The organism is Clostridium sp. 7_2_43FAA, assembly GCF_000158375.2.
Lineage (GTDB): Bacteria > Bacillota > Clostridia > Clostridiales > Clostridiaceae > Clostridium > Clostridium tertium.
The window spans coordinates 95,528-119,300 of record NZ_JH815222.1 but is presented as its reverse complement, the minus strand read 5'-3'; the positions used below and the strand labels follow the sequence as shown (position 1 = coordinate 119,300).

At 27.6% G+C, this 23,773-nt stretch carries 17 protein-coding genes, 2 tRNA genes and 1 riboswitch; of the genes, 5 read left to right on the top strand and 14 right to left on the bottom strand.

The genetic code is table 11. The annotated features are described in order from the left end of the window. Window positions 1–50 precede the first annotated feature (50 nt). From CSBG_RS02150 to CSBG_RS02120, 7 genes are all read right to left on the bottom strand, one after another. Entirely contained in the window at window positions 51–716 is a 666-nt protein-coding gene (locus CSBG_RS02150) for a hemolysin III family protein (protein ID WP_008676659.1), read from the bottom strand. 123 nt (window positions 717–839) lie between these two features. Next, the gene (ptsG, locus tag CSBG_RS02145) at window positions 840–2,885 is read right to left on the bottom strand and encodes a glucose-specific PTS transporter subunit IIBC (RefSeq protein WP_008676657.1); all 2,046 of its coding nucleotides are present in this window, start codon (window positions 2,883–2,885) and stop codon (window positions 840–842) included. A 76-nt stretch (window positions 2,886–2,961) separates the two neighbouring features. Continuing rightward, window positions 2,962–3,810 (bottom strand): PRD domain-containing protein, encoded by an 849-nt coding sequence (locus CSBG_RS02140; protein WP_008676654.1) that lies wholly within the window; start codon window positions 3,808–3,810, stop codon window positions 2,962–2,964. A 219-nt stretch (window positions 3,811–4,029) separates the two neighbouring features. Beyond that, complete coding sequence (locus tag CSBG_RS02135) at window positions 4,030–7,269, bottom strand: sensor histidine kinase (protein WP_008676653.1); 3,240 nt, start codon at window positions 7,267–7,269, stop codon at window positions 4,030–4,032. Window positions 7,270–7,425: 156 nt separating this feature from the next. Next, window positions 7,426–7,501, bottom strand: a tRNA-Trp gene (locus CSBG_RS02130). Between the two features lie 205 nt (window positions 7,502–7,706). Further along, window positions 7,707–7,782 (bottom strand) — tRNA-Trp (locus CSBG_RS02125). 52 nt (window positions 7,783–7,834) lie between these two features. Continuing rightward, window positions 7,835–8,713: a zinc ABC transporter substrate-binding protein gene (locus CSBG_RS02120; protein ID WP_008676652.1), complete on the bottom strand. Its 879-nt coding sequence runs from the start codon at window positions 8,711–8,713 to the stop codon at window positions 7,835–7,837. Window positions 8,714–9,092: 379 nt separating this feature from the next. Between CSBG_RS02120 and tsaE the strand changes: the two genes are divergently transcribed. The 3 genes from tsaE to rimI are packed head-to-tail and all read left to right on the top strand — an operon-like array spanning window position 9,093 to window position 10,712. Continuing rightward, window positions 9,093–9,554, top strand: a complete 462-nt coding sequence (tsaE, locus tag CSBG_RS02115; RefSeq protein WP_008676651.1) for a tRNA (adenosine(37)-N6)-threonylcarbamoyltransferase complex ATPase subunit type 1 TsaE — start codon at window positions 9,093–9,095, stop codon at window positions 9,552–9,554. Then, window positions 9,551–10,267: a tRNA (adenosine(37)-N6)-threonylcarbamoyltransferase complex dimerization subunit type 1 TsaB gene (gene tsaB, locus CSBG_RS02110; RefSeq protein WP_008676650.1), complete on the top strand. Its 717-nt coding sequence runs from the start codon at window positions 9,551–9,553 to the stop codon at window positions 10,265–10,267. The genes tsaE and tsaB overlap by 4 nt, the downstream gene beginning before the upstream one ends. Then, complete coding sequence (gene rimI, locus CSBG_RS02105) at window positions 10,251–10,712, top strand: ribosomal protein S18-alanine N-acetyltransferase (RefSeq protein ID WP_035284919.1); 462 nt, start codon at window positions 10,251–10,253, stop codon at window positions 10,710–10,712. Before tsaB ends, rimI begins: the two co-directional genes overlap by 17 nt. Before the next feature lie 26 nt (window positions 10,713–10,738). Here the strand turns inward: rimI and CSBG_RS02100 are convergent, their stop codons facing one another. Further along, window positions 10,739–12,121, bottom strand: coding sequence for an MATE family efflux transporter (locus tag CSBG_RS02100; protein WP_008676647.1), 1,383 nt, complete (start codon window positions 12,119–12,121; stop codon window positions 10,739–10,741). Window positions 12,122–13,150: 1,029 nt separating this feature from the next. Here CSBG_RS02100 and CSBG_RS18655 point away from each other — a divergent pair. Beyond that, complete coding sequence (locus CSBG_RS18655; protein ID WP_161956049.1) at window positions 13,151–13,624, top strand: GGDEF domain-containing protein; 474 nt, start codon at window positions 13,151–13,153, stop codon at window positions 13,622–13,624. A 37-nt stretch (window positions 13,625–13,661) separates the two neighbouring features. On the opposite strand, the gene CSBG_RS02090 is transcribed toward CSBG_RS18655, so the two are convergent. The 3 genes from CSBG_RS02090 to CSBG_RS18895 all read right to left on the bottom strand — a co-directional run bounded on the left by CSBG_RS02090 (window position 13,662) and on the right by CSBG_RS18895 (window position 17,427). After that, complete coding sequence (locus CSBG_RS02090; RefSeq protein WP_008676645.1) at window positions 13,662–14,264, bottom strand: ECF transporter S component; 603 nt, start codon at window positions 14,262–14,264, stop codon at window positions 13,662–13,664. A gap of 219 nt (window positions 14,265–14,483) precedes the next feature. Continuing rightward, window positions 14,484–14,601, bottom strand: a riboswitch (FMN riboswitch). A gap of 235 nt (window positions 14,602–14,836) precedes the next feature. Next, the gene (locus CSBG_RS02085) at window positions 14,837–17,011 is read right to left on the bottom strand and encodes a Tex family protein (RefSeq protein WP_008676644.1); all 2,175 of its coding nucleotides are present in this window, start codon (window positions 17,009–17,011) and stop codon (window positions 14,837–14,839) included. A 287-nt stretch (window positions 17,012–17,298) separates the two neighbouring features. Next, window positions 17,299–17,427 (bottom strand): hypothetical protein, encoded by a 129-nt coding sequence (locus tag CSBG_RS18895; protein WP_268875675.1) that lies wholly within the window; start codon window positions 17,425–17,427, stop codon window positions 17,299–17,301. 207 nt (window positions 17,428–17,634) lie between these two features. Between CSBG_RS18895 and CSBG_RS02075 the strand changes: the two genes are divergently transcribed. Then, complete coding sequence (locus CSBG_RS02075; protein WP_008676641.1) at window positions 17,635–18,990, top strand: M28 family metallopeptidase; 1,356 nt, start codon at window positions 17,635–17,637, stop codon at window positions 18,988–18,990. Window positions 18,991–19,131: 141 nt separating this feature from the next. Here the strand turns inward: CSBG_RS02075 and prfB are convergent. The 3 genes from prfB to raiA all read right to left on the bottom strand — a co-directional run bounded on the left by prfB (window position 19,132) and on the right by raiA (window position 23,595). Beyond that, a protein-coding gene (prfB, locus tag CSBG_RS02070) for a peptide chain release factor 2 (protein WP_097033584.1) occupies window positions 19,132–20,233 on the bottom strand; the annotation gives its coding sequence in 2 pieces (ribosomal slippage) (window positions 19,132–20,154 and window positions 20,156–20,233; 1,101 coding nt in all). A gap of 74 nt (window positions 20,234–20,307) precedes the next feature. Then, a complete protein-coding gene (secA, locus tag CSBG_RS02065) occupies window positions 20,308–22,821 on the bottom strand; it encodes a preprotein translocase subunit SecA (protein WP_008676639.1) in 2,514 nt (837 codons plus the stop codon). Between the two features lie 237 nt (window positions 22,822–23,058). Then, the gene (gene raiA, locus CSBG_RS02060; RefSeq protein WP_008676636.1) at window positions 23,059–23,595 is read right to left on the bottom strand and encodes a ribosome-associated translation inhibitor RaiA; all 537 of its coding nucleotides are present in this window, start codon (window positions 23,593–23,595) and stop codon (window positions 23,059–23,061) included. Between the last annotated feature and the right edge of the window lie 178 nt (window positions 23,596–23,773).

The following is a 23,773-nucleotide window of genomic DNA, read 5'->3' as shown; positions in this document are numbered from 1 at the left end:
TTAAAAGTATTTATATATGAACTAGTATATAAATACTTTTAACCTTAAAATCATAAATATAGTATTCCTAAGAATATTGCAATATAATGTAATACACTTCCTGCAATTACAAATAAGTGCCATATAAAATGATTGTACGGCATTTTATCTAATGCATAAAATATACATCCTATAGTATATGCAAGACCGCCTGCTACTATATATATTAATATTTTCATAGGTACTAAAAGTAAAACTACCTTAACGTTAAGTACTATGATCCAACCCATTAATATATATAGTATTGTCGATAAAATAGAAAACTTATCTATCCAAAATATCTTAAATATTATTCCTAGAAATGCAATTATCCATAGTGCTAATAATATTTGCATAGATTTTTTATCACTATTCATCAGTATTAATATAATAGGTGTATATGTTCCTGCTATTAATAAATATATAGACGAATGATCTAATATCCTTAATATTCTTTTAGCTAAGGCTCCTGGAATACTATGATATAAAGTTGAGCCAAGATATAATATTATTAAACAAATACTATATACCCAAACTCCAACAAAAGCATAATTACTTCCTGAATTCGCTGCTGCTATAATTAAAAATACACTTCCTATAATAGATAGTATAGCTCCTACTCCATGAGTTATAGCATTTGCTATCTCTTCACCTTTAGTATAAAAATTATAAACTACTTGTTCCTTTTTGTTGCTCATAAATCCTTTCTTTTTCACCCTCCAACACTTTTAATTACTTTAATAATATTGCTCATTTAACAATATATTATTCTTTTTAGAAAAAGGAACAATCTTTTAACTATAAAGATTGCTCCTAAAATTTTAATTATTTAATTTTTCATGTATTTCAACTTTGTTAATATCTCCGGACTTAACATCTATATCGTTATTAAAATATATAAATTTCTCCTTAGACAGACCTTTAAATATAACAGGTATCATTGGTGATTTTAACTTTTCTCTTATTTCATCTAAAGGAAATTCTATTAACAAATCTCCTTCATTAACTATATCTCCTTCTTGTACAAAAGCTTTAAACCCATTTCCATTTAAATTAATACTATCTATGCCTATATGAATGAATATATCAAACCCATCTAGCCCCCTAATTGTTATAGAGTGGGATGTTTTTGAAATTGTTAATATCATTCCTTTTATTGGAGATATTAAAATATTCTTTTTAGGATCTATTGCAAACCCATCTCCTATAAGCTTCATTGAAAATATATGATCTGGAACCTCTTCTAATCTTAAAAGTTTTCCAGTAACAGGCATCATAATCGAACTTTCTATTTTCAATCCTTTTTCTATTTTCTCTATATTTTTTTTCTTTTTAACTTTTACTTCTTTTCCATCTATTATATCTTTCATTTGCTCCTTAAGCATGTCAGACTTAGGACCAAATATAGCTTGAATATTATCTCCAATTATCATTAAATCTGCTGAACCTAATGACTTAAGTTTACTTCTGTTTACCAAACTTATATTTTTTACTGTAACCCTAACTCTAGTTATGCAAGCATCTAAGTATTTTATATTTTTTACGCCTCCGAAAGCATCTAGTACATTATAAGCTAAATCCCCATCAGTAATATCTATATCAATTTCACTTTCTTCTCTTTCTCTTCCAGGCGTCTTTAAATCTAACTTTCTTATTATGTATCTAAAACCTATATAATAAATAGCTGCAAATATTATTCCAACTATTATTATCCACCACCATTTTGTTCTATTAGGAAGAACACCAAATAATATAAAATCTATAAGTCCACCTGAAAATGTCAAACCAACCTTAACATTTAGTATTTGCATTATCATAAATGATAAACCAGCAAATATACAGTGTACCCCAAATAAAACTGGAGCAACAAATAAAAACATAAATTCAATAGGCTCAGTTATTCCTGTCAAGAAAGATGTTAATGCACCAGAAAATAATATACCTGCTACTAGTTTTTTCTTATCACTATCTGCTTCATGATACATTGCTAAAGCAGCTGCTGGTAGTCCAAACATCATAAATGGGAATTTTCCAGTCATAAATGTTCCTGCAGTAAACTCTACCCCCTCCTTTAATTGAGCAAAAAATATTGCCTGATCTCCAACCACTAATTGTCCAGCTAAATTAGTATATTCCCCAAACTGATACCAAAATGGGTTATACCATATGTGATGTAATCCAAAAGGTATTAATGCTCTTTCCACAATCCCAAAAATTAAAGCCGAAACAGTTTGATTAGTTCCTATCATACTCCTTGAAAAAGCCAATAGAAAATTTTGTATTGGAGGCCAAATTACTACCATTATTATCCCTATCAATACCCCTGCTATTGCAGCTACTATAGGTACAAATCTTTTTCCTGAAAAAAATCCTAGGAATTCTGGCAACTTTATAGTATAAAATTTTTGGTATATAATGGCAGAAACCATCCCAATTAATATGCCACCAAATACTCCTGTTTGGAGAGTAGGAATTCCAAGTACCATATCATACATTGGATTAGTATCAACTTGCAGCAAATCAACTCTAGCTGTTATTCCAATAGTCATATTCATTATTAAAAAAGATACTATAGCTGCTAAGGCTGCAACACCATCTCCATTGCTCATACCTATAGCAACTCCTACTGCAAATATTAGTGGTAAATTAGAAAATACAATATCACCTGAAGATGACATTATATTAGCCATTAGCTGAAAAGTTTCACCTGATAACATTGGAATATTATTTATTATATTGGGATTTTGCAGCAATGTTCCAATTCCCATTAAAAGTCCAGCTGCTGGCAATAAGGCAACTGGTAACATTAATGATTTACCTACCCTCTGAAGAACTCCAAAATATTTTTTTAGAAATATAGTATTCATTTTCCCTCCTAATTAATCTCATATTAAAGCAAAGACTTAAGCACTAAATTCTTCGGCTTAAGTCTTAATAAACATACTAATGATTACTTCTTAATACAGAGATGACCCTGTGTATATGCATAGTTAAATATACTATTTCATCTTCATTTACTTTATAATCATAATTACTTTCTATATATTGTTGTATCTTTTTAGCACAATCATAAGCTTCTGGATAACTTCTTGATGCTATTTCTAAAAATTCACTACTATTATCATCATTTTGATTGTTAGTTATTACTCTCTTTGCAAAATATTTAAGATGAGTTAATAATCTATCATAATTTAAATCCTCTTCATTAAATTCAACTGAGTAGTAATACCTAACTATATTTAAAACACCTTTAATTATGTTAGTTGCAAGTACTGATTCTTTTGCTGTTTCTTGATAACTTGCATTAACAAGATGTAGCGCAATAAACCCAGCTTCGTCCTCAGGTAAATCTATTTTTAATCTATTATTTATATAATCTACAGCCCACAGTGCTATTTTATATTCTTCTTTATGTATTCTTCTTATTTCATCTAATAAGTCATTTCTAATTTTCACCTTATTTTTATATCTCTTAATTGCAAAAGCAATGTGATCAGATAGAGAAATATATATTTGTTTATCTAATTTTCTATTTAATTGTTTATCTGCATAGGATATAATCTCATGCGATAATTCAAATATCCCATCAGGTATTTGATTTATAAGCTTTTTAAGTTTATTACCCATTCGCTTATCATCTACTACAAATATTTTTTCTATCTTATCTTCTTCTATTTCTTGCCCTACTTTCCTCTTGAAGGCGATTCCAGGTCCCATAAGAATAACTTCTTTTTTAGTCTTTGGATCTATTGAAACAACAACATTATTGTTTAATATTTTTTCTACAATCATATTACCTTCATTCTCCTAACGCTTGGAAAATAAAATACCTAAATTAAGATAATGTTTTATCTTAATTTAGGTATTGCCTGCTTTGCAGTTACAATCCACATACTTATTTATTTAATATAATATCATTGTAAACAACTACTGTCAAGCGCATATTATTAGAGTTATACGGACTTATTCATATATAATTTATTCAATCTTTTATATATAAATTACTGTATTTTACATAGTATATTTAACTGGCAATATTATTACAAATTCACTACCATGCCCAGGTTCACTTTTAACAAATATTCTCCCATTATGTAATGTAACCAGCTGCTTTGTTACTGTTAATCCTAGACCACTTCCTCCGTGCTCTTCTGATACATCATTATATGCTTGCCCAAATCTATCAAATATAGCGTCATGATATTTTTTTTCTATTCCAATTCCAGAATCTTTAACTGATATTTTTACCTTATTGTTTAAATCTACTATTCTTACTTCTATTTTTCCACCCCTTGGTGTAAACTTAACTGCATTTCCAACTAGATTTACAATACACTTTTCTATTTCACTACCATCACATTCTATTATTTTCTCTTCTACATCTGGATCAATTACTAGTTCTATCCCATTTGCTTCGATAAAATCCTTCATAGATAAAACAATTTCCTCTACTAAATAAACAATATCATGTTTTTCTATTATTAATTTATATGATCCGGACTCAATTTTCGATGTATCTATAATATTATTTATTAGCTTCAATAATCTATCAGAATTCCTTCTCAAAGTACTCATATAATATAAAATTTTTTCTTTAGGTATATCCTTATCTTCTTCATTTAATTTAGTTATTAATTGCTGAGTCGATATAATAACATTCAGTGGAGTTCTAAGTTCATGAGATAAATTAACAAAATAATTATTCTTGTATTTTTCATTTTTTATTAGCTTATCATATAACTCTTTATTTTCTTTAAGCTTACTATTTAACTCATGAGTTCTTTGTTCAACTAAGCTATCTAATATTTTAACCCTATTCCATATTATGTAAAGCACTAAAGAAACTATTAAAGCATATATTACATAAGCTAATGGTGTTTGCCAAGGTTTCATTCCAACCTTAAAGGATACTGTAGTAACTTTACTCCAATCGCCACTTGAGTTTCTTGCAACTACTTGAAATTTATATACTCCTGACTCCAAATTTGTATAACTTACATAATTTCTATCATCAGAAAAAATCCAATTTTCATCTAATCCATCTAATTTATATGCATATTGAATTTTGCTTACATTTCTATAATCAGGCATAAAAAAATTAAATTGTATATTACTATTTTTATAACCAATTTTTATATTGGATATATCTAAAATTTCTTTTTCTCCACTATATATACTATCAATCACTACATTAGGAGAAAACTTTTTTTCTTCTAATTGGTTTGGATAAAAATAAGTAAGCCCATTAATTCCCCCAAAAAACATTTCTCCACTCTTACTTTTAAAATATGAATAACCATTAAACTCATTGCTTTGCAGTCCATCTGTAACATTATAATCAACAAATTTATCATTTTTTATATCAAATTTTGATATTCCATAATTTGTACTCATCCATGGATTATCCTCATTATCAATTAAAATACCATATATAAAATTATTTGATAAACCTGAATCTTCTGTATACCTATGAAACTTTTCAGTACTTCTATCGAATTTATTTAACCCGAATTGGCTTCCTATCCAAATATTATTTTTACTATCTATTGCTATAGTTTTTAATGCATTAAAGCTTATACTATATCTATCTTCTTCATTATTTCTATAGCTTTTTATCTCATTTGTATTTTTATTTAATCTAATTAATCCACCATCTAACGCCGAAGCTATCCATATAACTCCATCCTTATCTTGAATTATATCCGAAAACACATTTTCAGTTATTCCATTTTTGATAAAAATATCCTCATATGATTTAAATGTATCTTTTCTATCAAAGGTACACAATCCATCCCTAGTTCCTATCCATAAAATACCTTCATTATCAATATATAATGTTCTAACATCATTGTATAATAAACTATTTTCATTATCTTCATTATAATATCTAGTAAATTTTTTTGTTAATTTATCATACTTATTTAATCCAAATTCTGTTGCTATCCAAATTTCATTTTGTATTCCAACTATATCTCTTATATGGTTATTGCTTAAAGAATCTTCATCATCTGAGCTTTTGAATTTAGTTATATTTCCGCTTTTTCTATCTATTAAATTTAATCCTTCATTCACTGTTCCAACCCATAAAAGGCCTTCATCATCTTCATATATTCCAGCCATCATATTTTCACTTAATGAATTCGTATTGAAAGGATCATTTTTATAATTCTTAAATGAATTTTGAGGGTTAAATAAACTTATCCCATCATAAGTTCCAACCCAAATTGCTCCTGATTTATCTTCAAATAAACTTAATACATTATTACTAACTATACTTTGTGGGTCATATATTTTAGATTTATAGTTAATAAATTTATTTTCTTCTTCATTCAATCTGCTTAATCCATTATTAGTTGCAATCCATAATTCATTTCTACTATCTCTTAATATGTATCTTATAAAATTTCCTGCTATGGAAGTGTCGTCATTAGGATCATTTTCAAACTTTTCTATTTTATTAGTTTTTAAGTCAAGTTTATTCAATCCTCCATTATATGTACCAATCCAGAGATTATCTAAATTATCAGCATATAGCTTAAATATGAAATTATCATTAATAGAGTTATCTCCTCCATCAGAATAATATTTAATTATTTTTTGTGAATTATTTTCTATTTTATTTAAACCATTATCAGTTCCAATCCAATAGTTACCATAATTATCTTCCACAATAGAATATACAAATTGACTGCTTAATGAATTTTTTTTATCCCCCGAATTATATAATCTTATAAAATTATCATCTTCTTCATTATATAAATTTAATCCGTCTTCTGTAGCTATATATATATCGCCTTTTGAATCTATTAATATTTCTGTTATATTGTAATTGGATAAATTACATCCATTTACTCCTGGTAAATATGTTGTTATTTCACTTGTATGTGTATTTATTCTATTTAATCCTCTAGATGTACCAACCCATATGTTTCCTTCATCATCTTCAGCTATTGCAGAAATATAATTACCACTTATACTATTAGGCTTATCTTTACTATATCTAAATACTTCAAATCTACTTCCATTGTATCTATTTAACCCATCTATTGTTCCAATCCACATATATCCTTTACTATCTTGAAATAAATACTCTACTGATGTTTGTGATAATCCATCTTCTACTGTTATTCTTTTAAAATTTATATTTTTATCATCATTTGTTATCGCAAATGCATTATTTACGCTCATATTTATTATAAAAATAATACTTACTATAATCATAAATATAACTTTATATAGCTTTTTTCTCATCTTAACCCCTCGTAAAAGTTTAAAAATTCTTATAATTAAGTAACTATATTATATCAGATTTATCATCTATTTATATAAATTTATAGTACATTCATGTAGTTACTTATAATTTTTCACAAAATAAATAAGAGAGTGTAATATCTACACTCTCTTATTTGGCAGGGGCAGTAGGAATCGAACCCACAACCAACGGTTTTGGAGACCGCTACTCTACCAATTGAGCTATACCCCTTCAACAAAACTTATTCTATCATGACATTTTAACACTTGTCAATAAAATAATTTACTTAACTTTCAATTATTCAATATATTATTTAGATTATTAATTATTTTTTATTTTAAAAAATATCATTCTTATTTACTTATATTTTTAAATTTATAATAATAAATCTTCTTTTACAAAAAAATAAATCGATAATTATCATTATCGATTTATTTGGCAGGGGCAGTAGGAATCGAACCCACAACCAACGGTTTTGGAGACCGCTACTCTACCAATTGAGCTATACCCCTTTGCAACAATAATTATTATATCTTATGTATACATAAAAATCAACCATTAATGTTAGTTTTTATTTTTTATACCATCAATTATCTTAGTAACATTATCTTTTAGTATATTATTGTCACCTTCAGTATTCAATTCTATATAATCACAACTTATTGCAATTTTATTTTTTAAATCGTCTAAGTTTCCTAATTTATTATCATGAATAAATATAATCTTAGAATTCTTATTTTCATTAGCAATATTTTTAATCTCTTCATTATTCTTTATCTTTTTTACTTGGATTCCAAGATCCTTAAATAAATAATCAAACTTATCACTATCTGTAACAATTAAATAATCCTTATGTTTTTTTAATTCTTCCTTTGAATTAGTTAAAAATTCATCTAAGTCCTGAATAATAGTATTATAATTTTCTTCATAATAATTTCTATTAATAATATCTCTTTCTTGTAATACGGTCTTTATATTATATAAAGCAATCTTGTACTCATTAAATCCTAATAAATAATAAGGATTTTCTTTATTTTCATCAGATAACTCTCTAGTAATTGATCTTATACCTCTACTCATATTTATAATACCTATACTTGAATTTTTTGCACTATCTATTACATCACTTATCCAAGTTTCATATCCTAATCCATTATATATAAATAAATCCATATTTAATATGTTACTTTTAACATTATCACTAACCTCAAAAGATTCCATATCACTTTCATTACTAAACAAATATTCAACGTTATGTTTATTTCCAACTAATGCTTTAGTCATCTTATATTGCTCTTTGTTAACTGTTAATATATTTAAAAAAGTCTCCTTTTCCTCATCAAATTCATCGGTAGGGTTAGCCATTAATGGATTATAGGAAAATGTCAGTCCCAAAAATAAAATAGAAGTAAAAATAACTAAAGCATATGTTAACTTCTTCATAAACCTTTCCTCCAGGAAATAAATAATTATATATATGTTTCAATTGATATATCTATTTCCTTAAAATATCAAAATCAAATCATATATTATTTAATTTTTTATATACGTTGCTAAAATTCTAACTTTATTTAACTTCCGTCAATATATTTATAGTTTTTTAAAATCAAATCTTTATTACAACTTATATACTTTCATAATATCTTATCACTGATAAATAAAAATTACAATTCTATTACATCTTAATTACAATTCCAATTATATTAACATTTTACTATATATCCACCTACAATTCCATATTATGTATATTATTTTACCTTTCTTTTTTTTCGTATTTTGGATAGAATATATTAATATAGAATATTTAGAAAGGAGTCTACTTATGCATTTTTATGTTAATGATATAGAAGAAACAACAAAAATAGGTTTTTCTATAGGTAAACTACTAAACCCTGGCGATATAATCTGCTTAACTGGTGATTTAGGAACAGGAAAAACTCATATAACTAAAGGAATAGCTAAAGGTTTAGATATTGATGATCATATAACTAGTCCAACATTTACTATTGTAAATGAATATGATTCAGGAAGACTAAAGTTATACCACTTCGATGTTTATAGAGTTAGCGATCCTGATGAAATTTATGCAATAGGGTTTGATGATTATATATTTTCTGATGGTGTTTCTATAATTGAATGGGCAAATTACATAGAAGAAATTTTACCTAAAGATTACTTACATATATTGATTGAAAAGGACTTATCAAGAGGTGAAAACTTCAGAAAAATTTCTATTACTCCATATGGAGAAAGATATAATTATATAAAGGAGTTAGTCTTATGAGAATTTTAAGTATAGATTCAGCCTCTAAAGTAGCAACAGCTGCTCTTTTAGATGAAAATAACTTAATAGCAGAATATACATTAAATAATAAAATGGAACACTCTACTTTAATAATGGACATGGTAGATAAGTTATTAAAAGATTCTAATTTATCAATTGATGATATAGATGGATTTGTAGTATCAAAAGGTCCTGGATCATTTACTGGACTCAGAATAGGTATGGCTACAATTAAGGGGTTAAGCTTTGGTTCAAACAAGCCCTATATTAGCATTTCAAGTTTAGATGCCCTTGCATATTCTCTTATAAGTTTTGATGGTATCATTTGTCCTATAATGGATGCTTTAAGAGATAGCGTTTATACATGTCTATATAAAAATAATAATGGTAACTTGGAAAAATTAACAGATTATTCAGCACTTGATCTAGATGAATTAATAGAAGTTTTAAAGGAAAAAGGTGAAAAAGTCATATTTACTGGAGATGGATTAATTAAGCATAAGGAATATCTATCAACTAATCTTCCTAATGTCTACTTTGCACCTAATCATCTTAGTATAATAAGAGCATCATCATTAGGAGATTTAGGGGTAAAATTATTATTAGATAATGTGTCTGATGAATTTAATTCTTCTCCTTTTTATCTAAAAAAACCTCAAGCACAGAGAGAATTAGAAAAAAGGCTAGCATTAGAAAATGAAAATAAGCTATAACTTGATGAATGAAGATGATGTTAACGGTGTATTAGCTATTACAAATTTATGCTTTTCTACACCTTGGAGCAAAAGCTCTATTACTGGTGAACTAAATAATCCTTTGGCAAAGTATATAATTGCTAAAGATCTAGAATCAAATTCAATAGTTGGATTTGTTGGCGCTTGGATAGTTGTCGGTGAAGCTGATATAACGAACATAGCTGTTCATCCAAACTATCGAAATCTTGGAATTGGAAGTAAACTACTTTCTTCTTTAATAGTTCTTTGTGAAGATTTAAATTGTTCATTAATAAACTTAGAAGTTAGGGTTTCAAACACTTCTGCTCAAAATCTATACAAGAAATTTTCTTTTATAGAAAATGGTCTTAGAAAAGGATATTATGAAGATAATAAAGAAGATGCACTTTTAATGACTTACTTTTATAATAAGAAACAGGTATAAACTTTAAAGTTTATACCTGTTTCTTATTAATTTGCTTCTTTAAGCAATTCCTCTTCAACTTCTACTTTTTCTTTAACTTTCATACTTTTTACTAATATAAAAATCGTTACTGCAGTTGTTAATACATCACTTACTGGCTGAGCAATCCATACTCCATCTAATCCTAATCCAAAAGTTCTTGGAAGAATTATTATAAAAGGAACTAATAAAATTACTTGTCTAAGTAAACTCAAAAACATTGCAGTTTTAGCTTCTCCTATAGATTGTATATAATTTGAACCAGTTATTGATATTCCCACTATCGGAAGCATAAGTAGATATATTCTCATTCCTTTAACTGATATGTCCATAAACTGAGGATCTTTGTTGAATACTCCTATTATAGCTTCTGGGAATACTTGAACTGCAATAAATGCAATCACTAATATTATTGTAGCCACTATCGCTGAAAGTTTAAATGCCTTTTGAGCTCTTTCTTCTTGTTTTGCACCATAATTAAATCCTATTATAGGTTGTGCTCCTTGGTTTATTCCAAAGATAGGCATTAAGCACATTAAACTTACAGATGATATAGTTGCCATAGCACCTATTGCTAAATCAGTTCCATATTCTTTTAAAACATTATTAGCTATAACTTGAACTAAACTTGCTGCTATTTGCATAGCAAATGGTGCAGCTCCAATTGATAATATCTTTAAAGTTATTTGCTTATCTAACTTTAAACTTGATTTATCAAATTTCAAATTAGACTTTCCACTAATATAGTACCCTAGCCCTATAACTGCTGTTACAAGTTGAGATATAACTGTAGCTATTGCTGCACCTTGTATCCCCATATTAAATATAAATATAAATACTGCATCTAAAATTATATTGGTTACGCATCCAATTACCATAATAGTTGCTGCTAATTTAGGATTTCCATCTCCTCTTATAGTATTATTTAAAGCAAATGCTACCATATTAAATACTGTTCCTAATAAAATTATATATATGTAAGCTTTAGCATAATATAAAGTTTCATCACTAGCACCAAATTTTGTTAAGATTACATCTCCAAAAACTAATCCAACAATTGTAAGTATAAGAGATAAAATAACTGCTAATGATATTGCATTTCCAATTACTTTAGCTGCTTCTTCTTTCCTTCCTTGCCCAAGCTTTATTGATATAGTTGTTGTAGCTCCTACTCCGACAAGCATGGCAAATCCAAGTATGATAGTTGTAATAGGCATTGTTACACCAACACCAGTAATAGCTAACGATCCTACCCCTGGTATATTTCCTATAAAAATTCTATCAACTACATTATACAAAGCATTTACAATCATTCCTATTATAGCTGGTACAGAATATTTTAATAATAATTTTCCTATTGACTCTTTTGCAAGTAATTCTTGTGTTCCCATTTAATCACCTCTTTCTATTTTTTTCAAACAAAATTTATTTTATTAATATAAGCATATTATATAATTACATAAAAAAAGAAACTGCCCATATAAAATTTAAAGTTGAGCTAATTCCTTTAAAGAAATCATATTCTCTTTTCATTTTAAGAATAAATTTTTATATTTTTTGGTTATGAATACAACGTTATATTTTATCTAATTTCATACTATATTAATATACAACTGATTTACATTATATCATATTTATCAACTGTTGCAACCAGTTTTATATGGCATTAAATCTCAAAACAATTTTATCAATATATAACACACTTCATACATATAATATAAATAATATATTGTATCTACATCATGGAAGGAAGAAAAATGGATAAGATTATACAAACTCAAGTTAATATAATGAGCCTTTTCACATTATTTATGCTCATTTTTCACAGTTATGTAAAGCTTGATATGAAAAAAATGTCCAATAAACTATTCATAAATATATGTACTCTAACTTCTTTTATATTAATTTTAGAAATTCTAAAAGTCTTTATAAATATTAATATATTAAATTATAAATTTATATATATCAATAAATTAGTTAATACATTGTTACTTATAGCTTCACCACTTCCTATATATATGTGGAACAAATATTTATCAATATGGATTAGCAAAAAAATTATTAATTTTAAGATAAAAATAAGCTATTTTGAAATACCCTTAATCATAAATACTACAATACTTATTTTGAATTTAAAGTATAATATAATTTTTTCAATTAATAGTTCAAATTTATATCATCGCGAAAGCTTTTTTATAATTCCATTATTAACTTGCACATTATATTATATAAATAGTTATTTAATTTTACTAAAAGAAAGACATAACCTTTCTAAGGATATATATAAATTTTTACACATACTTTATATTTTCCCTATTTTTACATTAGTAATACAATCATTAATTCCTCAATACTTATTATTTTGGAATAGTATCGCAACTATTTTTGTATTTACTTATATTTTAGTACAACAAGAACTATTGGAAACTGACTCTTTAACTGAAGCTTTCAACAGAAATTATTTTAATAACTTTATTTCCAAACTAAATAAACTTAATATCAATTTATCTAGGCTAGGTGCAATAAACATAGATCTAGATGAATTTAAATATATAAATGATACCTATGGTCACCAGGCTGGTGATGAGGTTCTTAAAGATTTTGTCCTTATATTAAATAAATCCTTTGGAAAAAAATCAAAAATTATTAGAATGGGTGGAGATGAATTTTTAGTTATTATAGAAAATACTTGTCCCAAAGAAATTGAAAGTGACTTAGAATTATTAAATTCTATAATAGAATCTCATAATTCTCACAGTAAATATACCATTAAATTTAGTTTTGCATATTGTATTTATTCTGATGACTTTGATAACATATATGATTTTTTTAATTATATTGATAATAAAATGTATCAAAATAAATACTTAAGAAAGACAGATAATATTAAATAAAGCTAACTATTAAATTTTTAATAGTTAGCTTTATTATTTATATTGAATTTAATTTACTTTTTCTAGAATTATCAAAATTTGAATCTACTTTAAAGATAGATAAAGAAACTCTTTTATATAGTACGTATGTTATTCCACATACTAATATAGATTTTATCCCATTAAAAGGTAATAATCCTATAGTAACATATTGAATTAATTCATCTTTTACCATATTCATTCCAAATGCAGGTAATAACAAATAAACATTTGCTATTATTCCTATAATTTCTATCGATAATGTTCCTAATGCCATTCCAAGTAATGCATTCTTTCTACTTTTATTTCTATGATAAACCCATGCTGCTGGAGCTACCAGAGAGACCCCTACTATAAAATTAGCAAGTTCTCCAACAAAATACGTTGATGTTCCCTTAACTATTAAAATTAATAAATTCTTTATCAATTCTACAACAATACCTGCCATAGGTCCAAAAGCAAATGCTCCCATAAGTGCTGGAATATCACTTAAGTCAATTTTAAGCCATGGAAATGGTAGAAATGGTATTGGAAAATCAAAGTACATAAGCACTACTGCTATTGCACCTAAAAGTGAAATTTTAATAAATTTGTTTAGGTTTTTGTTTTGTTGACTGTTCATTCTTTCTCCTCCCAAAAGTCTATCCCCTGGGGCAATGGGTTAGATTACATCTCAGTAAAATGACATTAATTTAACAATTCATTTTAATAATTTACCCATCTTATCTTAATTAGATACATATTAATAAATAAAAAATCCCTGATATATTAAAATATATCAGGGCTTAAAATACATAAGAAATAAGATGTGCTTAAAATAAATATCAAGCAATATCTAACCACTTACCTTCTTTCATCCAGACTATACTGTCGGCCTCGGAGTTTCACCGAATCATGCTAAAACTTAGCTCGCGGGCTATACCGCCGGTGGGGAATCACACCCCGCCCTGAAGATAATTTATTTACACTCATATTATATGCCTTACTATACCTTTTTGCAAGTATCTTTTTTAACAATTTTTCTATTTTACGAAACAAAATAATTAAAAAATGAAAAAATGGAGGAATGAAAAAATTAAGGCAAAAATCCTACAGGATTTTGAAATAGAAAGTGCTTGGCACCTATATTTTAAGTTTTGCGTAGCAAAACAAGCTTAATTCTTTCATCAATAAATTGCTTCACAATTTATAACCCTAGTTTTCTTCTTTAGGGATGTCTTTCATTGATAGTGAAATTCTATTTCTCTTACTATCTACTTCTAATATTTTAACCTTTACTATATCTCCAACTTTAACAACATCTAATGGATGCTTCACAAACCTATTAGCCATTTGACTTTTATGAACAAGCCCATCTTGATGGACTCCAATATCAACAAAAGCTCCAAAGTCGGATACATTTCTTACTGTCCCCATAAGTATCATACCTTCTGATAAATCTTTTAAATCAATTACTCCAGTTTTTAAAATAGGCTTTGGCATTTCCTCTCTTGGATCACGGCCTGGTTTTTTAAGTTCTTTTATTATATCTGACAAAGTAAGTTCTCCAATTTCTAACTCCTTAGAAATATTTGATATACCTTTATCCTTTACTCTTTCATCTATATCTTTAAGATTATTTTCTTTTAAATCTTCTTTAGTATATCCTAATAATTGAATTAAATTTCTTGCTGCCTCATAAGACTCTGGATGAACTGATGTATTATCTAAAGGTTCATTACTTTCCATAACTCTTAAGAATCCTGCACATTGCTCATAAGCTTTTTGTCCAAGTCTTTTTACCTTTAACAACTCTTTTCTATTTTTAAATCCGCCAGCTTCATCTCTATAGATTACTATATTATTTGCAATGCTTGAATTTATACCAGCAACATAAGTAAGTAATGATGGCGTTGCAGTGTTTAAATCTACTCCAACCTTATTAACAGAATCTTCAACAACACCCTTTAATGATTCATCAAGTCTTTTCGGTGTAACATCATGTTGATATTGCCCAACCCCCAAGGCTTTAGGATCAATCTTAACTAACTCAGCCATAGGATCTTGTAATCTTCTTCCTATAGAAATTGCTCCTCTTACTGTAACATCTAAATCTGGATATTCTTTAGTAGCAAGCTCTGAAGCCGAATAAACTGATGCACCAGCCTCTGAAACTATAACATATGCTATTTCTTTTCCAGTTTCCTTTTTTACTTCTGATATTATTTCAGATACCACTTCTTCTGATTCTCTTGAAGCAGTCCCATTTCCTAATGAAATTACTTCTACATCGTACTTATTAATTAAATCCTTTAATATATCTTTAGTTTCTTTAACTTTGTTTTGTGGAGCAGTTGGATATACTGTTGACTTATCTAGGAACCTTCCAGTACTATCTAATATTGCTATCTTACAACCTGTTCTAAATCCTGGATCATACCCCATAACTACTTTGCCCTTTATAGGTGGTTGCATTAATAATGCCTTTAAATTTTCCTTAAATATTTTTATAGCACCTTCTTCACCTATATTTGTAAGCTCACTTCTAACTTCTCTTTCTATAGATGGATATATTAATCTTTTTAGAGAATCTCTTATTGCTAATTTTAAGTATTCATCAGTAATATTATTATTTTTTAATATTTCATTTTCTAAGTAACTTATTATTTTCTCTTCATTCACTGCTATTTTTACTGATAATACTTTTTCTTTTTCTCCTCTATTTATGGCTAAAATTCTATGTGGTGGTATTTTAGCTACTTCTTCACTATAGTCGTAATACATCTCGAATGGTGTATGTTCATCGCTTTCACCTGTTGACTGTATCTTCCCTTCCTTGAATACTAATTCCCTTATCCACTTTCTATATTTTGCTTCATCAGATATTTCTTCTGCTATTATATCTAAGGCTCCATTAATTGCATCTTCTTTACTATTAACACCCTTTTCTTCATCAATAAATTTAAGTGCTTCACTATTTAAATCAGCATTAAATTCACCGCTTGAAATAATATCTGCAAGTGGCTTTAATCCTCTTTCTAAAGCCATAGTTGCTCTTGTTCTCTTTTTTTGCTTATAAGGTCTATATATGTCTTCTACTTCTGTCAAAGTCTTTGAAGCTTCCAAGGCCTTTACTATATCATCATTTAATTTTCCTTGCTCATCTATAAGTCTTAAAACATCTTCTTTTCTTTCTTTTAAATTTCTAAGATATATAAGTCTTTCTTGAAATTTTCTTAATACTTCATCACTTAAAGCGCCTGTTTGTTCTTTTCTATATCTTGAAATAAAAGGAACAGTATTTCCATCATCAAGCAGTGATATTACATTATTTACTTGGGTTATACTTATTCCTAATTCAGATGATAATCTTTCAACAATATCTACCATAAAGTCCTCCTATGCTATAGCAAAAATTTTTCTCCAAATTTTACATAATGATATTATAATACAATATCATACTTTTATGTAACATATAATTCATTTTTATAAATATATTAATAAATATGGAACATTTACTTTAATTATAATATTGATATTATGTAAAATTAAGATTATAATATAATTGTAAAATTTTTACAAATAGGTGATGATATGAATAAATTTATAATGATAATTAATAAAATAATAAGTATTCTTCTAATCTTCTTTATAGTCTTTATTATACTAAATGAATATTATGTAATAGAATTTTCCACTACTTTAAAGTATGTTTTGTATTTCTTAACATTAATACTTATACTTATTTCTTCAACAAAAGAAATAATAGTAAATAAGTCCGGATTATCTAAATTTATAAACTGCATAATATTATTTTCATCAATAGTTGGTGGTGTTTTTTCAATAGTTACAAACCAAATAAATATCTTTATTTATATATGCATTCTTTTCTCACTAATCTATGGATTTATAGAATTAGTTTATAAAAAGGCATAAATGACTACACTTATTTTTTCATAATCTCATGCCTCAAGTAATAGTATTAAGTATAACTATTATTTGAGGTATATTTTATGAAAAAAAAATTGTTTTATTCTGTATCACTAATTACTAGCATAGTATTATTATCTATTTCTATATTTTTTAATTTTACATATTCGCCTTTCAATGCTAATAATGTAAAAGAAAATATTGCGATATTTTCTTCTGAAACTTATGGTGGTAGACTAGCTGGTAGTAACGGTAATTTACTTGTAGGAGAAATAATAAGAAAAAACTTTGAGGATAATAAATTGGTTCCACTTAATGAAAATTATAAAGAGAGCTTTAAAACTCTATGTCCAATAAATAATAATAGCTCTCCATATCTTAAAATATCATTAGATGACGAAGTTGTTGAAACTTTAAAGTATGGCGTTGACTACAAAGAGGATATGCTTAATTTTAAGATCAATAGTTTAAGCTTTTCTGAAGATGATAAGGTAAATATTTATACAACTTCAATTGAAGTTGTAACTGATGAAGGAAATTGTTTATTTTATGTAGCTCCTAATAATGATTTTTCATTTAGAAGTTCATTTATGAGTAATTTTCCTTATGATATGATAGTTTTAATAACAACTGATACTTATAATAAAATATTAGATTCAGTTCGTTCTGGACTAACAGTTTCTGTTAATTTACCATTTTCAACTTCTGAAAAAGAGCTAGTAAATATAGTTGGAGTTCTAAAAGGATCTTCTAGCGATCTTCCCCCTCTTGTTTTAACTGCTCATTATGATCACTTAGGTCAAGATGGTCTAAAAAACACTTATTACGGTGCCTTAGATAATGCATCTGGAACAGCATTTTTATTAGAACTACAAAGGTCCATTGCTAGCTTCGGAACACCAAAACGAGATATAATTTTTGCTGCTTTAAATGCTGAAGAGTTTGGACTTCTCGGCTCTAAGAGTTTTGCAGAAAATAATCTTGAAAAGATTAAAGATGCCGAAGTAATTAATTTTGATATGATAGGTAGTGATAATTACCCTCTTACTTTAATGCTTGGAGCATCTTATAAAGATAAGGATTCTGAACTACTTAATTCTGTTGAAAAGATTTCTAAAAAAAATAATGTTGATACTAATGTTGTTTACGAAGATTCAAGTGACCATGCTAGCTTTAACAACTTAGGTATAGATGCTTTAAGCTTTTGTCATAGTAATATGACTAAAATCCATACCCCTAATGATACTGTTGATTATATAAGTGTTGATGCAATAGACAGTGCTTATAGCGTCATAGAAGATAAGATAAATGAATCTTGTTATGGAACACTCACTTTATTTTTCCATAATAAAACTTCACTATTTATATTTGCAATAATATTTGGCTTCTTAGCTTCAGCACCATTTGTATCTTATATAAAAAAGAAGAAAATAAGTTAATAAAAGTAGTTACTTATTTAAAGTAGTTACTTATTTAAAGTAGTTACTTATTTAAGTTATAAAGTAACTACTTTTATTTTAAACTCTATATTAAAAATAAAGGGGCGTTTTTATACAGCCCCTTTATTTTCAATAAATTTTTTAGTTATTATTTTTTAAATATGCAGTAATAAAATTATCTATTTCACCATTCATAACCGCATTTAAATTAGCTGTTTCTTCCCCAGTTCTATGATCTTTAACCATATTATATGGATGGAAAACATATGATCTTATCTGACTTCCCCACCCCATATCTTTTAATTCACCTGTTAGATCTTCTATTTTTTCCTTATGTGCTCTTTCCTTTAGGTCTATAAGTTTAGATTTAAGCATTGCCATAGCTGTATCTTTATTAGAAAACTGACTTCTTTCACTTTGGCATTGTACAACTATTCCAGTTGGCAAATGTGTTATTCTTATTGCTGATTCTGTCTTATTTACATGCTGACCACCAGCTCCACTTGCTCTATAAGTATCTATCTTTAAATCTTCACTTCTTATTTCAATATCTTGATCTTTTGTTAGTTCAGGAAGTACTTCAACTGATGCAAATGAAGTTTGTCTTTTACCATTTGCATTAAAAGGAGATATCCTTACTAATCTATGAACTCCCTTTTCAGCTTTTAAATATCCATATGCAAACTCGCCTTTTACCTTTAATGTTACACTCTTTATTCCAGCTTCATCGCCTTCTAAATAATCAAGAGTTTCTACCTTGAAACCTCTTTTTTCACACCATCTTGTATACATTCTAAGTAGCATTTCAGTCCAATCATTTGCATCACTTCCACCTACTCCAGCATGTAGTGTTAATATAGCATCGTTTCTATCATACTCTCCTGATAAAAGTAATTCTATCCTATAACCTTCTACATCTTTTTCTATAGACCTTATCTCTCTTATAACTTCATCTATAGATTCTTCATCATCTTCATCTATTAATTCTGCTAGTATCTCGACATCTTCAATTCTTGATACTAATGATTCATATCTATCTATTTTATCTTTAATTCTTTTACTTTCCTTTGTAACTTCTTCTGCTCTTTTTATATCTTCCCAGAATCCATTTTCCTGCATTTGAAGTTCTAATTCTTTTAATTGCTTTTCCAGTGCTTCTTTGTCAAAGAGAAGCCCCCATTTCTTTTATAACTTTCTTTATATCATTAAGTTTAGCTAATTCTGATTCTAACTTAATTATCATATAATCACCCTATCTTTTTTTTATTTCTCTAAAATAGCTTAATAGCTTTAAAAAAGTGCCCAAAGGGCACTTTTTTATACTTCTCTTCCACAGCAGTTTTTATACTTCTTACCACTTCCACATGGACATAAATCATTTCTACCTACTTTAGGTTCATTTCTAACTGGTTGCTTCTTTACATCTGAATCATCCCCACCATGGCTTGCTGATGTTTCTTCTGCTACTCTTTCTCTTTCAACAGTTTTTTGAACTTGGATATGGAATAAGAATTTAACTGTATCTATCTTTATTCCATTAATCATTTCTTCAAACATAGCACTACCTTCCATTTGGTATGCTTGTATTGGATCTAATTGCTTATATGCTCTAAGTCCTATACCTTGTTTTAAGTGATCCATATTATCTATATGATCCATCCACTTTTGGTCTACTACTCTAAGAAGTATTACTCTTTCAACTTCTCTAAAGTGCTCTTCACCAAACTCTTCTTCTTTTTCATGGTAAACTTTCATTAATATATCTAATAATTTATTAATTATTTCATCATTAGATAATTCTACTAACTCCTCAGTCTTAACTGCTCCATGAGGTAAGCATATATCTTCTAAGTATTGAATTAACCTTCCTATTTCTTCTTCAATGTTTTCATTTACACCATCTAAATGAGCTTTAACTGCATCGGATACTATTTCACTTACCATTACATTAATTTGTTCTCTCAAGTCTTTTCCTTCTAAAACTTCAGATCTTTGTTTGTAAATAACTTCTCTTTGCATATTCATAACATCATCATAACCGATAAGGTTCTTTCTTATATCAAAGTTATTACCTTCAACCTTCTTTTGTGCATTTTCTATTGCTTTACTTACCATCTTATGATCAATAGCTTCATCTTCTTCTAGGCCTAATTTATCCATTAATCCTTGAATCTTTTCTGATCCAAATATTCTCATTAAATCATCTTCTAAAGAAATATAGAATACTGATTCCCCTGAATCTCCTTGACGACCAGATCTACCTCTTAACTGGTTATCTATTCTTCTTGATTCATGTCTTTCTGTACCTATTATCTTAAGTCCGCCAACTTCTTTAACACCTTCTCCAAGCTTAATATCTGTTCCTCTACCTGCCATATTAGTAGCAATAGTAACACTACCTAATTCACCAGCATGAGAAATTATTTCTGCTTCTTGTTCATGGTATTTAGCATTAAGTACTTTGTGCTTAACTCCTCTTTTCTTTAGTAAAGAAGATAAGTACTCTGATTTTTCTATACTTACTGTACCAACTAGAACTGGTTGACCTTTCTTATTAGATTCTATTATCTCTTCTATAATAGCATTATACTTTCCTTTTGTGTTTTTATAGATTAAATCACTCTTATCTACTCTAGCGATTGGTCTATTTGTTGGAACAACTATTACATCTAATGCATAGATTTCTCTAAATTCATTTTCCTCTGTTAATGCTGTACCTGTCATACCAGATAACTTATTATACATTCTAAAATAGTTTTGGAATGTTATTGTAGCAAGAGTTTTTGATTCTCTTTCTATTTTAACTCCTTCTTTAGCTTCAATAGCTTGATGAAGTCCATCTGAATATCTTCTACCTTCCATAAGTCTACCTGTAAATTCGTCAACTATTATTACTTGACCATCCTTCACCATATAGTCCTTATCTATTTTCATTCCGTAATTAGCTTTTAACGCTTGAGTTATATAGTGTTGTAATTCTAAATGATCTGCATCCGCATAGTTATCTATCCCAAATGCTCTTTCAGCTTTTTCCACCCCTGCATCAGTTAACATTACTGAATTAGCTTTTTCGTCAATTGTATAATCTGCTTCAGCTAATAATTGTTTAACAAAATTATCTGCAACATTATAGAATTTAGTTGACTTTTCTCCAGCTCCTGAAATAATAAGTGGTGTTCTAGCTTCATCAATAAGTATTGAGTCAACTTCATCCACAACTGCAAAGTTCAATTTTCTTTGAACTTTTTCTTCTTTGTAAATTACCATATTATCTCTTAAGTAATCAAAACCAAACTCATTATTAGTTCCATATGTTATATCTGCAGAATATGCTTCTCTTCTTTGCTCAGATGTTAAGCCATGAACTATACATCCTGTACTTAATCCTAGGAAATTGTATAACTTACCCATCCATTCAACGTCTCTTGTTGCTAAGTAATCATTAACTGTTACTAGATGTACTCCTTCTCCTGTTAATGCATTTAAGTATAATGGTAATGTTGCAACTAAAGTCTTACCTTCACCAGTTTTCATCTCTGCAATTCTTCCTTGATGAAGAACCATACCACCTATAAGTTGAACTCTATAGTGTTTCATACCTAAAACTCTCCATGCAGCTTCTCTACAAACTGCAAAAGCTTCTGGTAGTATATCATCAAGAGTTTCACCATTTTTTAATCTTTTCTTAAACTCATCAGTTTTAGCTTTAAGCTCATAATCTGATAAGCTTTGCATAGTTTGATCTAAGGCTTCTATTTTATCTGCAAGTTTTTGTAATTTTTTGACTTCTCTTTCACTATATGACCCAAATAACTTTTCCAAAAATCCCATTATAATTTTCCTTCCAATCGTTTTATTTTATTAATTAGTTTAATCATGTACATGTATTTTATTTATCAATTTTCATGTATTTTATTTATCAATTTTAATTTATTGAATTTCATTTATAAATTATACCATTTTACTAATAATTAATTCAATAAATAAGTTACTTTTTAATAACATTATAACTAAAAAGGAAGTGCATTGCACTTCCTTTTATTAATTAAATGTAATATTCGTAAAATTTTAAATATAATCTGGTTCTAATAAGCCATAATCTCCATCTTTTCTCTTATATACTACACATACTTTATTTGCTTCTGAATCTTGATATACGAAGAAATTATGTCCCACTAACTCCATTTGAAGTACTGCTTCCTCAACTGACATAGGCTTAACTCCAAATCTTTTGACTTTAACAACTTCTCCATTTGTTTCTACAACTTCGTCGCTTAAAGCAACTTCATCTAATTGTGGGAATCTTAATGACTCATTGTTTCTTCTAGATAACTTTGTTCTTTGTTTTCTAATTTGTCTTTCTAGCTTTGCAACTACTAAATCAATTGATTTGTACATATCTTCAGTTGATTCTTCAGCTCTTAATATTATTCCATTAAACGGTATTGTTATTTCTACCTTCTGTTTATTTTTTTGCACTGATAAAGTAGTTTTTGCTTCTACCTCTGGATCAAAATATCTTTTTACCTTAGAAAGCTTTTTTTCAATCATTTCCTTTAATGCTGGTGTTGCTGTAGTATTTTTTGCTATTACTGAAACTCTCATATAAGTTCATCCCCTCTCTATAAGCTTAAACCTTACTCAGTAGTCTTAAATTTGTTTGTTTTATGATTATATTATACTACTTAGAAACCTTTTCAATCAAGATGAATATGAGCAATTGACAGAAAATTCACTTTATTTTACTCAATAAAACTTCTGTTTCCTCCTTGTTTTATATATA